This window comes from Thiocystis minor (genome assembly GCF_016653465.1).
Lineage (GTDB): Bacteria > Pseudomonadota > Gammaproteobacteria > Chromatiales > Chromatiaceae > Chromatium > Chromatium minus.
Map to the genome: position 1 here is coordinate 1 of NZ_NHSQ01000091.1, position 12546 is coordinate 12546.

Below are 12546 nucleotides of genomic sequence, written 5' to 3' on the forward strand. Positions count from 1 at the left end.
AACCCCGTGACCGAGTAAAGGCTGGGCGCGGGAGCCACAGGGGCTACTGGCTTCAGGACCATCGGGATCTCCGGTGGACTCTCAAAGAGTCCTTCATAGCATCATGGTCTTAAATTTAGAACTGCTGCTGCTTGGAGTCACTTTGTTCTTGCCGTCGCTCACCATGATCGGCACGACGCGGTTTCACATCCTTCGGCCATCGGAACTTGCTAAAGTAGAGCCACCATGGAATTAGACAGCTTCGTCCTCTCCGCCATCGTGCTGCTGACCGCGGCGGCGCTCGCTGTCACCCTGTTCAAGCATCTCGGGCTCGGTTCGATTCTTGGGCTCTTGGTCGCCGGAATCGTCGTCGGTCCCTATTCGCCCGGGCCCAATGTCACCCCGCATGTCGAGGATGTCCGCCATTTCACCGAACTGGGCGTGGTGCTACTGCTGTTCGTGATCGGCCTTGAGATGCAGCCCAAGCGCCTCTGGGCGCTGCGCCGGGAGGTCTTCGGGTTGGGGACCGTGCAGATTCTCCTGTGCGGTGGCGCCATCGCGGCCTATATCTCCTTCTATCAGACATCCTGGCAGGCCGCGCTGTTGATCGGTCTGACCATGGCGCTGTCGTCGACCGCGCTGGTCATGCAATTGCTCCACGAACGCGGCGATATCGCGACCCGCCATGGCACCGCGGCCTTTGCCGTGCTTTTGATGCAGGATCTGGCCGTGGTGCCCCTGCTCGCCCTGGTGCCGCTTTTTTCCGATCTGGGTGCCGCGGCCAACAGTGTGCCCTGGTGGGAGCAGTTGCTCCTGGTGATCGCCATGATCGGGATGGTTCTGGTTCTTGGCCGCTATGTTCTGCCCTTCGCACTGGAACGTCTGCTGCGTCAGAACAACCGGGATGCCTTTGCCCTGGTCGTCCTGCTGTCGGTCTTTCTTGCCGCTGGAGCCATGCACAAGGCCGGGCTCTCGATGGCCCTTGGCGCTTTTCTGATGGGGATGCTGCTCTCCTCCACACGCTTCAACTTCCAGATTCAAGCTTATATCGAGCCCTTCAAGGGACTCCTGATGAGCCTCTTCTTCGTCGCCGTCGGCATGTCCATCGATCTGCCAGCCATTGCCGCGCAACCCTGGCTGTTGACACAGCATGTCCTGGTGATCCTGACCATCAAGCTGACCGTGCTGTTTCTGATCGCGCTGGTCTTCGGGTTGTCCCGCGGGATCGCGACCCGACTCGCGTTCCTGCTCGCGCAGAGCGGCGAATTCGGCTTTGTGCTGTTCGGCTCCGCCAAGCTTTTGGGGGTGATCGACGAGGCGACCTTTGTCATCGCCGTCAGCGTCATCTCGGTCAGCATGCTGCTAACGCCGCTGCTGGTGCGGATCGGCGACACGCTGGCAATCCGCGCCGAGCGTCGCACCGCCGCCCCCCTGTGCTTTGATCAAGAGGCGACCGGAATCCCCTCCCAGGGACGGGTCGTGGTGGCCGGTTATGGCCGCGTGGGACATACCATCGCCACCCTGCTGGAAGTGAACAATATCCCGTACATCGCCTTCGATACCAATCCGGCGCATGTCGAACGGGGCGAGCGAGACGGGCGCGCCGTGTATTACGGCGATATCGGCGATCTGGAACTGCTCACCGCCGCCCAGGTGGAGCATGCCTCGCTGGTGATTCTGACCATCGATCACGGCCCGACCGCGCTGCGGGCCGTCTCGCACATCCGCGTGAACTATCCGCAGGTTCCGGTGATTGCGCGGGCGCGCGATCTGGAAGCTTGCGGCAATCTGATCCGCGCGGGCGCGACGCGCGCCTATCCCGAGGCAATCGAAAGCAGTCTGCGACTTGGGGCGGAGGCGCTGGAGATGCTCGGCGTGCCGATGGGCGATGTGGACAATCTGTTACAGGGCGTGCGCAGCCAGGGATATGCGCCGGTGGTTGATTAAACCGCGTCCAGTGCGGTATGCGATGTTTTTGGATTGGATCAACCTTGGCCGCATCGACGATAGTCGGAGCGGACGCGGTTTAAGATATTAAAAAAGATAATATTTTAAACCGCGTCTCTAGTTCTACTTTGTTACCTTCAAAAAATCTTTAAGTGTTTAAATTTTATGATAATAAACAAAAATACACATAAACAATAGGGTTCTAGTGGCGCGTTGAGCGCCTATAATCACCCATAAACCGCCAACATCTATCTTCAATAGGGGCATAGTAAATGAAGATTTATTGCGCCTAATAAAAAATAACTTAAAATTCATTAATTTATGCGACAGTCAAAGTTAACAAAGTAGAACTAGTGATGCTGGTGAAATCCCCAGCGCCAAACACAAACTGAAAATTACGCATATCGCGCTGGACGCGGCTTAATGCACCTCTTGCCGTTGACGCCTAAACTCAGTAGGCTCATCAGCCGTTTCATAATCCGAGATCGGGAGAACCCGCCAGACATGGATAACCGCTTCGACCTTGCCCGTTTCAATATGATCCAGCAACAGATTCGCCCTTGGGACGTTCTCGACGAGCACGTCCTGGAGGCAATGGCCACGATTCCGCGCGAGGCGTTCGTACCCGACGCCTATCGCGGATTGGCCTACGCGGATATCGAGATCCCGATCGGCGCGGGGACGAGCATGCTCGACCCGAAAGTCGTCGGCCGTCTGTTACAGGCGCTCGACGTGCGACCCGGCGAGAAGGTGCTGGAGATCGGTACCGGCACCGGGTATGTCACGGCCTGTCTGAGCCGGCTGGGCGGGCGCGTGATCAGTGTCGAGATCGACCCGGCGTTGGCCGCCGCGGCCCGCGAACGGCTGGCGGCACTGAAGTTCGCGGGGATCGAGGTACGCGAGGGAGATGGTCTGGCCGGCCCCATCGCGGGCGGCCCGTTCGAGGCGATCGCCGTCACGGGCTCGATGCCGACGGACGCCTCGCTGCCGATGCTCCAGGATCAGCTCTCGGTGGGCGGGCGTCTGTTCTGCATCGTCGGCGAGGAGCCGGTCATGGAGGCGCTGCTGATCACCCGACTCGGCGGTCGGAATTTCAGCCGCGAGACACTTTTCGAGACCTGCGTGCCCTCCCTAGCCAAGGTCGTGGAGCCAGAAAGCTTTATTTTTTAGCTGGATTCCTCGTAGGGGCGAATTCATTCGCCCCTGCATCCCCTACATTCGCGCACCCAACGCGGCGAATTCCCTGCTCATCCCACGCAACGAGCATTGATGACAGGCTCTAAGAGCCTCGCCCCTCCAAGACCACGATGCTGCGCGAGCGGACCAGAAACGGGGTGGCATCGACCACCACCTGATCCGTAGTGTCGATGACATCCGTGGGCGAGGCCCGGCCAGTGTCGAGTGCGAGATGCCAGCCGATCGCAGGCAGCGCGGGCAACTCGAAACGACGCGCCGCTTCGCTCATATTGATCATGACATGCAGCGGCGTCTCGTTCTGACGCGCGGGGGCAAGCGTAAAGGCAAGCGATTGCGCCAGCGGATCGTCCCAGGGCGGGTTATTCAGCGTTTCGCCGTGCCAGACGATATCCGGCAGATCCGTGCCCTTCTGCGCAGCACCGGACAGGAAGTGGCGGCGACGCAGATTCGGATGGCGCTTGCGCAGCGCGATCAGACCGCGCACGAACCGCAGCATGTGCGTATTTTGCTCGACCAGCGACCAATCGAACCACCCGAGTTCATTGTCCTGACACCAGGTATTGTTGTTGCCATTCTGCGTTCGCAACACCTCATCGCCCGCCAGAAGCATCGGGACGCCTTGACTGAGGAACAGCAATGTCAGCAGATTCTTGGCCTGACGTCGCCGCAGAGACAGGATTTGCGGGTCATTGGTCTCGCCCTCGGCGCCACAGTTCCAGCTCAGATTATTGTCGCAACCATCGCGATTTTTCTCGCGGTTGGCCTGATTGTGTTTACGCTCGTAGGAGACCAGATCCCACAACGTGAAGCCGTCGTGACAGGTCACGAAATTGATGCTGTTGGTGGGCTGGCGCAAATTGGCCTGATAGAGATCGCTACTCCCGGACAGACGGGTCGCCACCTCGGAGACCAGCCCCGGATCGCCGCGCACGAAGCTCCTAATGGTGTCGCGATAACGGCCGTTCCATTCCATCCAGCGGTAACCGGGGAAGCTGCCGACCTGATAGAGGCCGGCGGCGTCCCACGCCTCGGCGATGATCCTGGACGCGGCCAGGGTGTCGGAGAGTTCGATCTCCCACAGCACCGGCGGATTGGCCATCGGACGCCCGTCGGCATCGCGCGCCATGGCGCTGGCAAGATCGAAACGGAAACCGTCGACGTGCATTTCCCGCACCCAGTATTCCAGAGCGTCGACGATAAAATGGGCGACGATCGGATGATTGGCGTTGACGGTATTGCCGCAGCCAGTGAAATCCAGATAGAGGCCCTTGTCGATCCCGTCCAGGCAATAAAAGGTCTCGTTGCCAATGCCTTTGAAGGTCAGGGTTGGTCCGCCGACCCCGCCCTCGCTGGTGTGGTTGAAGACCACGTCCATGATGACGCCGATGCGCGCGCGATGCAGCGCCTTGACCATCTCGCGGAATTCGCTGAGATGCGTCCCCTGCTCGGGCGTCACGCAGTAGCCGGGATGCGGCGAAAAGAAGCCAAAACTACTGTAGCCCCAATAGTTTCGCAGACCCGCGTCCCAAACTGCCTCGGGTACATCCTGCTCGTCGAAGGCCATGACCGGCATGAGTTCGACGTGGGTGATGCCGAGTTCCTGGAGATAGGGAATCTTCTCGATCAGGCCGAGAAAGGTTCCCGGATGCGCGACCCCCGAACTGGGATGGCGGGTGAAACCGCCCACATGCAGCTCGTAGATGACGGTTTGTTCGGAAGGCAGCCGCAGCGGCGTATCGCCCTCCCAGTTGTATTCCTCAGCGAGGACCAGGCCGCGCGGCGAATCGTGGGGCTGCACCCCGTCACGCTGACGGCGCCAGCGATTCCAGTCGCAAACGTTGATGGCGCGCGCCCAGGGATCGACCAGTTCAATCCGCGAATCGAAACGCCAGCCATGATCGCGGGGCTCGTTCGGTCCCTCGATGCGCCAGGTGTAATGGGTGCCGGGCGGCAGATCCACCACCAAAACGTGCCAGGAGAAAAAGGTATGGTGAACCTGTGGATCGAGCCGGATGATCTGAAAGGGCTCCGGACTCGTCGCGTTCGCATAGAGCAGAAGCTCGGCGCCGCAGGCATGGCGGCTGAAGATGGAGAAATTGACACCGTCGTCCTCGACGGTGGCCCCAGAGGGATAGCGACGCCCTGGGAAAATTGCATAGGGAGCATGGGAAGCTGGCATAGTGAGAAAGCGCGAGAGAATGGCTGGGATGGGGCCGGAATCGAAGACGCGGCTGACCCTCGCAGGGGACCGCGCTCGGCGATCCAGCGAGACGCCCGCGGCGTCGAACCTAAATAAGTTGAATGAATGCCATCATAACATGCTTGGTTATCCAGCAACCGTTTCACAAATCCGCCCAGCGCCAGGCCACGATCAGACCGGCGATTGCCGCACCGGCGGCGACGCCAAAGGTGACGAGCGCGCCGGAGCCGTCCCACAGGAATCCACCGAGCAGGCTTCCCGCCGCGCCGCCGGCGCCAAAGCTCAGGCTGTTATAGAGCGCCTGACCGCGCCCCTGGGTCCGCCCCGGAAAGGCGTGATGGACCAGATGAATGGCGGAGGCATGAAAGGTGCCGAAGGTCGCGGCATGCAGAAGCTGCGCGACCGCCTGCACGGCCAGGATCTCGATGAAGGCGCCGATCAACAGCCAGCGCAGGATGGCGAGCCCCAGGCTCCAGAGCAGCACCCGGCGCGCGCCAAAGTGATCGAGCAGCCGATGCATGATCAGGAACACCAGCACCTCGGCGATCACGCCGAGCGCCCAGAGATTGCCGACCGCGACGCTCGAATAACCGGCCGCTTCCAGATGAATCGAATAAAAGGCGTAATAGATCCCGTGGCCGAGTTGCATCAGAAAACAGGCCGCGAAAAAGGCCCGCACCTCTTGACGCCGCAGGAGCGCGCGCAGCGACAACGCCGGCTGACCGTCCTGGACCGGCTCGCTGTCCGGGATCGTCAGTGAACTCAGCCAGATGCCTAGGAAGAGGATCAGCACCCAGACCGGCACGATGGCGAGCGAATCCCGTTCCAGACGCAGACCCAGCAAGGCCACCACCAGGATGAAGCCCACCGAGCCCCACAGACGGACCAGCGCATAGCCGGTGGGCCGCTGCCGCAGATGATTGAAGGTAACCGCTTCCACTTGGGGCAGCGAGGCATTCCAGAAAAAACTGAACAGCACCATGGCCGCCGCCATGGTCCAGAAACCATCGGCGAAAAAGACCGTGACGAAGGCGAGCGCCGAGAGCAGCGCCCCGAGCCGAACCATCGGCATCCGTCGTCCGCGCAGATCGACGATGTGCCCCCAGACCATGGGCGCGACGATCTTGGTACCCGACAGAATCGCCAGAAGCTGCCCGATGGCCAGCGCGTCGAACCCTTCGGACTGGAGATACAGGCCCCAATAGGGGACGAGCGCGCCGAGCGAGGCGAAGTAGCAGAAATAATAGGCGGAGAGACGCCAGTAGGGCATGACACCGCGTCCGGTCGAGCCTGCAAGGCTTGTCTCTCGCATCGGACTTGCGGAAACCCGTCAGCCTCGCAGCGGACGCGGTTTACGTCCGCGGCGCGGACGAGATCGCCGGAGTCGGCGGCCGCGCGTCGGCATTTTGAGCGCGCTGACGCAACAGGTGATCCATGAGAACGAGGGCCAGCATCGCCTCGGCAATGGGCGTCGCGCGGATGCCGACACAGGGGTCGTGGCGGCCCGTCGTGATGACCTCGGTCGCCTCGCCACGGGCATTGATGGTGCGACCCGGCAGACGGAGGCTGGAGGTCGGCTTGAGCGCGATCCGCGCGATCACGTCCTGACCCGAGGAGATACCGCCGAGAATGCCGCCGGCGTGATTGGAGAGAAAACCGTCCGGGGTCATCTCGTCGCGATGTTCCGTGCCCTTTTGCTCGATGCAGCCGAAACCGGCGCCGATCTCCACGCCTTTCACGGCATTGATGCTCATCAGCGCGTGGGCGATGTCGGCATCGAGCCGGTCGAAGATGGGCTCGCCGAGACCGGTCGGCATCCCCGAGGCGACGACGGTCACGGCCGCGCCGATGGAGTTGCCCTCCTTGCGCAGTGCGTCCATGTAGGTTTCCAGATCGGCGACCGTGGCGGCGCAGGGCCAGAAGAAGGGATTACGCTCCACCTGGTCCCAGTCGAAACCTTGCGGGCGGATGGGGCCAAGCTGGGACAGATACCCGCGCACGACGATGCCGCGACGCACCGCCAGATATTTCTTGGCGATGGCGCCGGCGGCGACCCGAATCGCGGTCTCGCGCGCCGAGGAACGCCCGCCGCCCCGGTAGTCGCGCACCCCGTATTTCTGGTCGTAGGTGTAGTCCGCGTGACCGGGACGATAGCGCTCGGCGATCTCGGAATAGTCCTTGGAACGCTGATCCTCGTTGCGGATCAGGAGACCGATGGGCGCGCCGGTGGTGCGGCCCTCGAAGACGCCGGACAGGATCTCGACCGTGTCCGATTCGCGCCGCTGGGTGGTATGGCGCGACTGACCCGGCTTGCGCCGGTCCAGATCCCGTTGCAGATCGGCGGCGGCGAGTTCGAGACCGGGCGGGCAGCCATCGACGATACCGCCGATGGCCGGGCCATGACTTTCGCCAAAACCGGTGACGACGAAGAGTTTTCCGAAACTGCTACCAGACATGATCAGTAGGCGGGCGGCGGCACGACATCGGCGGGATTGAGCCAGGCATTGCCTTTTTCCAGCACGTCGCGCGTCAGCGTGCTGGTGGCCTGATGCAGCTTGACCCCGTTGATGATGTAGTTATAGCGCGCGTCCAGATAGTCGAACTCGGCCTGGAACAGATTGCGCTGGGCATTCAGCACATCGACCTGGGTGCGGGTGCCGACTTCCAGGCCCGCCTGTGTGGACTCCAGGGCCGAGCGCGCCGAGACGATCGCCGCCTGCCGGGCTTTGACGTCCTCGATGCTCGTGAGGATGCCACGGAAGGCGTCCTTGACCTGTTGATCCACCTGCCGGCGCACCTGATCGAGCCGATCCTGCGCGGCGCGGAATTGATACCCCGCCTGACGGGCCCGCGACGCCACTGCCCCGCCCTGATAGATAGGGACATTCACCGACAGTCCGACGAAGCTCGTATCGGAATCGGTGTTGAACTCGGCCCCCGAGCGCGACATGTCATAGCCGGCCTGCAGATCGACCGAGGGATAATAGCCGGAACGCTCGATATCGATCGTCCGCTTGGCGGCGTTGGCCGCCTCACTGGCGGCGACGATGCCATAATTGCTCCGCACGGCGGTCGTCGCCCAGGCGTCGATCTCGTTCGGCTCGGGCGGCGCCAGCGGCAATTGTTCGCCCAACCGCGCTAGCGGGACGCTGATCGGCCCCACGATGGCGCGCAGCGCCTCCCAGGCATTGTTCAGCGTATTCTTGCCCGTGATCACGTCGGCGCGCGAGCGATCATAGGCGGCCTGGCTCTCGTTCACGTCCGTGATCGCGACCAACCCAACCTCAAAGCGCTGTCTGGACTGTTCCAACTGGCGTTCGTTGGCGCGCAGCAGGGCTTCCTGAACCGTGACGGCGTCGGCCGCCCGAAGGACATTGAAATAGGCCTCTGTGGTCTTGACCATGAGATCGATCTGGGCGTTGCGATATTCCGCCTCAGCTTGCGCGATGACGTTATCGGACTGCCTGAGCGTCATCCAACTCGCCCGGTTGTAAACCGATTGACTGACGACAGCCTGCAAACCCTGGGTACCGTAACGATCGCGGCGCTCGAAGGAACCGGAAAGCGTCTTGCCACGACTGTCCACGTCCTGATACTGCAGATCGCCTTGGACGCTGAAGTTGGGCATCAGCAGCGCGCGCGCTTGAGGCTTGACCTCGCGGGTTGCGAACAGGGTCTGCTCGGCCTCGCGGAGCGTCGGGTCGCTCTCGACCGCGATATCATAGATCTGGATGAGATCCTCGGCCTGGCTTACCGAAACGAAACTGCAGAGAAGCAGGGCGATCAGGGTTGGAAGAGGTTTCCGCTTCATGAGTTCAGGTTTCCTTGTTCAACGGGGGTGCAGTCGCAACGAAAGATGTGCGCGGAATGAGCGCAGTATAGGCGACATGATGGTTTACCCTCAATCATCTGTCAGGCGTCGCCGATGACGCGTCTTTAACGTCTTTAATAACCTGGATCCGGCAGTTGACCGCCTCGTGCTACCTGCAGGCAACTCTTTCCAGGTTTCAACGTATGCAATGGCGGCGTGCGCATCGTTTCGTCCGCGATCGAACCAACGGGCACGATCGCCGAGGCAACCCAAGGGCTGTCCGGACACTTTAAAATGCTGTTTAATTCTACTTTGTTAACTTTGACTGTCGCATAAATTAATGAATTTTAAGTTATTTTTTATTAGGCGCAATAAATCTTCATTTACTATGCCCCTATTGAAGATAGATGTTGGCGGTTTATGGGTGATTATAGGCGCTCAACGCGCCACTAGAACCCTATTGTTTATGTGTATTTTTGTTTATTATCATAAAATTTAAACACTTAAAGATTTTTTGAAGGTAACAAAGTAGAATTAAGCGCGCTCGCCCTGGGTCGTCACGGCTCTGGTCCGTGACCATCACATCGACAAAGCGCGGCTGTTACCGGTGGGGGTGTCATTTGCGGCCCCGTTGGCGTCGAATCAGACGGAGGAGGGACGCGCGCAGAATCGGCGGGTGGAGTTAGTGCAGTATTGAATGAATACCGTCTCCAGCCATCCTGGCAGGCATCGCGCGTCTGCTTCGCGATGGTTGGCGGCCATTTGCAATCGTTGCCGGGCGCTCGCGCCAATCGCTCAACGGAAGGTACTCATCCATGACAAACCCTGCACCAGACGAAGCGCGTGAACATCGCATTGCCATGGAGGTGGTCGTCGATGCTTATGGCCCGGAGGAGCAGGCCATGGGGTGGTATTCCTACCTCGAAGACACGCTCACGTTTCCCTTTCAGGCACGCTGCATCCAGGCGCGTGCGCTATCACCCTTGCGGGAAGGCGAAGCGGTCGTGATCGACCGCCTGGCGCCGGCGGACGACTGCCGGCACGAGATATTCGTCCTGGCGACCTGGCAGGGGCGTTCGCTCGGGCTGCCGTTGGCGCAACTTGCCGCCGTGGAGGCCGATGAAGCCACCGTCGAAGCGATCGCGGACTGGCATTATTGGGTGAAACAGGGATACTCAAGCTTGGCTGAATGAAGGCTGCGAACTCAGCTCAACCGAGCACACCTTAAGACCGACACGCGGGATCGTGACCATGACTGAAGCAGAAAAGGGTGGATCCGAGCGAGTGCCGGCAACACTCCAAGAGCGCTACGACACCATCGTGGCGCTCACCGATGCCTGCTGTCAGGCGCATTTGAATCAGGAGTATCGGGATCTCTGCCGACGCCTGACCGCCAAGCTGTGCCGCAAGCGGCCTTCACCGCTGGTCACCGGAAAACCCAACACCTGGGCCTGCGGGATCGTTTATGCGCTGGGGCGGGTCAACTTCCTGTTCGATCTCAGTCAAACCCCCTCTCTGCGTGCGGATGAGTTGTGCGCGCACTTCGGCCTCAGCGCGAGTACCGGTTCGGCAAAATCGAAGGCGATCCTCGATCTGTTGAAATCGGGGCAAATGGATCCGCATTGGACCCTTCCGAGCCGGCTGGCGAATAACCCCATGGCTTGGATGATTCAGGTGAACGGTTTTGTCGTGGACGCTCGCCAGGCCCCTCGTGAGGTCCAAGAAGAAGCGTTTCGGCGGGGACTGATCCCGTATTTGCCCTGAACATGGCGTCCGGGTACAAAACGACCATACCCGACCTCGATGAGAATTGGCGTCCGTTGGTGCAAATTGACCCGACCATCAATGCCATCACGATGATTCTCCCAAGCGAAAGTTGGAGGCTTGACGATGCCATGGGTCAACCGTCGCAGCGGCTACCAGTATCCAGGAGTCCTCTTTTCGGAGGATGGCACCGTCGCCAAGGTGGCGGGAATCGCGTATCGCGAGCGGCCTTTTTCCCTCATTGCCCGCCGCCGCTTTCGCCTTTGGCTGACCGTCGTCCTGCTCGGAACTTTCCCCGGCATCCCACTGCTGGCCGCGTGGGGCCTCAATGACCGCCTATTCTGGGTCGTCATCCCGGTCCTCGTGCTGGCGTATTGGCTGCATCGGCGCATTCATGCCTGTCCGCGCTGCGTTGGCCAATCGCGGATGCTGACGACCCCACACATGGGAGCGCCGGTGCTCTATCTGTGCCAGCGCTGCCGCACCTTCTTCGAGCACGGGGAGATCGACGGCGGGTGGCCTTGGAAATGAACCTCACGGGCAGCACTCCCGCAACCCGCTCACCGCAGGTGCTTCTTATAGGTCGGTATCACCGCGTTGCGCGCTTTGGAGAAGTTTGCGAACTCCATGGTCACGGTGGCCAGTTCGACACCCGAGAAATCCGCGTTCGTCACATCGGCACGCTGCAAGATGGCCCCGCCTAGGATGGCATTGGTGAAATCGACATCGGTCAGGTTGGCATGGCGGAAATTGGTGTCCTGAGCAGAGACGTTGCGGAGTTTGGCGCCACGCAGGTCGGCGCCTTCCAGATTGGCCAGATTGATCACCGTGAATCCATCCGGAAAGGAACTGGTGAGATCGGCATAGTGTAGGCTCGCCCGGACCAGATTGGCATCGTTCAGGTGGCAGTCGCGCAGATCGGCGCAACAGAGTTCCGCCTCGCGCAGATTGGCCTTGATGAAGAGCGCCTTCAGCGCGATCACATGCGAGAGGTCGCTGCCGTGGAAATCGGTGTCGCGCAGGTCAGCATGGGTCAAGTTGGCACTCCGCAGGTTGGCGAAACGACTCTCCACTCGGCGCAGATCCGCGCAAACAAGCTGTGCGTGAGACAGGTTCGCACCGTTCAGCATCGCAGCCCGTGAAGCGTGCTCGGCACCCAGGCGGGCGCGAGTCAGATTTGCGGAACTCAGATCGGCATCTTTCAGATTGGCACCGATGAGAGTGGCGTCGACCAGGCGTGCACCGCAGAGGAGCGCCCCGATCAGGTCGCTGGAAGAGAGATTCGCCCCAGTGAGATCGGCTTCACGCAGATCCGCGCCGTTCAATTGCATATCGCGCAGGTCAGCGCCGACGAGCGAGTCACTTTCGACGATCTCCAGGATTTGCCCCGTCTCGTGATGTTTGATTTCGACCATTCCCGAATCTCCGTTGGTTGTTGATGGGGACGATGCGGATGCTGGAGTTTAAGGCAGGAGGTTTCCGGAAGCGCGACTCCCGCTCGTCGACTTCAGCGCTGTTAAATGTAGCGGCCTGCAAACATCCGCGGCCCGACCTGCAAACATCGCAATTTTCGACCCGAATTAACTGCAAATATCGGGGATCCAGGACCCGGATTATTTGCCAACGAACCCAGATTATTTGCAAACAG

General features: G+C 60.7%; 10 protein-coding genes. 5 read left to right on the forward strand and 5 right to left on the reverse strand.

The features are described from left to right. Positions 1-225 precede the first annotated feature (225 nt). Positions 226-1926: a cation:proton antiporter domain-containing protein gene (locus CCR95_RS13655; RefSeq protein ID WP_201095252.1), complete on the forward strand. Its 1701-nt coding sequence runs from the start codon at positions 226-228 to the stop codon at positions 1924-1926. Between the two features lie 504 nt (positions 1927-2430). Continuing rightward, positions 2431-3096 (forward strand): protein-L-isoaspartate O-methyltransferase family protein, encoded by a 666-nt coding sequence (locus CCR95_RS13660; protein ID WP_201095253.1) that lies wholly within the window; start codon positions 2431-2433, stop codon positions 3094-3096. Between the two features lie 109 nt (positions 3097-3205). Here the strand turns inward: CCR95_RS13660 and glgX are convergent, their stop codons facing one another. From glgX to CCR95_RS13680, 4 genes are all read right to left on the reverse strand, one after another. Then, positions 3206-5302 carry a glycogen debranching protein GlgX gene (gene glgX / locus CCR95_RS13665; RefSeq protein WP_201095254.1) on the reverse strand — a complete coding sequence of 699 codons (2097 nt, stop codon included), beginning with the start codon at positions 5300-5302 and terminating at the stop codon, positions 3206-3208. 163 nt (positions 5303-5465) lie between these two features. Further along, positions 5466-6593 carry an MFS transporter gene (locus CCR95_RS13670; protein ID WP_201095255.1) on the reverse strand — a complete coding sequence of 376 codons (1128 nt, stop codon included), beginning with the start codon at positions 6591-6593 and terminating at the stop codon, positions 5466-5468. Between the two features lie 82 nt (positions 6594-6675). Beyond that, the gene (aroC, locus tag CCR95_RS13675) at positions 6676-7779 is read right to left on the reverse strand and encodes a chorismate synthase (RefSeq protein ID WP_201095260.1); all 1104 of its coding nucleotides are present in this window, start codon (positions 7777-7779) and stop codon (positions 6676-6678) included. 2 nt (positions 7780-7781) lie between these two features. Continuing rightward, a complete protein-coding gene (locus CCR95_RS13680) occupies positions 7782-9134 on the reverse strand; it encodes a TolC family outer membrane protein (protein ID WP_201095269.1) in 1353 nt (450 codons plus the stop codon). An 815-nt stretch (positions 9135-9949) separates the two neighbouring features. Here CCR95_RS13680 and CCR95_RS13685 point away from each other — a divergent pair. The 3 genes from CCR95_RS13685 (at position 9950) to CCR95_RS13695 (ending at position 11429) form a co-directional block, all read left to right on the forward strand. Then, positions 9950-10327, forward strand: coding sequence for a calcium-binding protein (locus CCR95_RS13685; protein WP_201095271.1), 378 nt, complete (start codon positions 9950-9952; stop codon positions 10325-10327). A 58-nt stretch (positions 10328-10385) separates the two neighbouring features. Continuing rightward, positions 10386-10898, forward strand: a complete 513-nt coding sequence (locus CCR95_RS13690) for a DUF6398 domain-containing protein (protein WP_201095273.1) — start codon at positions 10386-10388, stop codon at positions 10896-10898. 126 nt (positions 10899-11024) lie between these two features. Then, positions 11025-11429: a hypothetical protein gene (locus CCR95_RS13695; protein WP_201095275.1), complete on the forward strand. Its 405-nt coding sequence runs from the start codon at positions 11025-11027 to the stop codon at positions 11427-11429. A 29-nt stretch (positions 11430-11458) separates the two neighbouring features. On the opposite strand, the gene CCR95_RS13700 is transcribed toward CCR95_RS13695, so the two are convergent. After that, positions 11459-12313 (reverse strand): pentapeptide repeat-containing protein, encoded by an 855-nt coding sequence (locus tag CCR95_RS13700; protein ID WP_201095283.1) that lies wholly within the window; start codon positions 12311-12313, stop codon positions 11459-11461. Between the last annotated feature and the right edge of the window lie 233 nt (positions 12314-12546).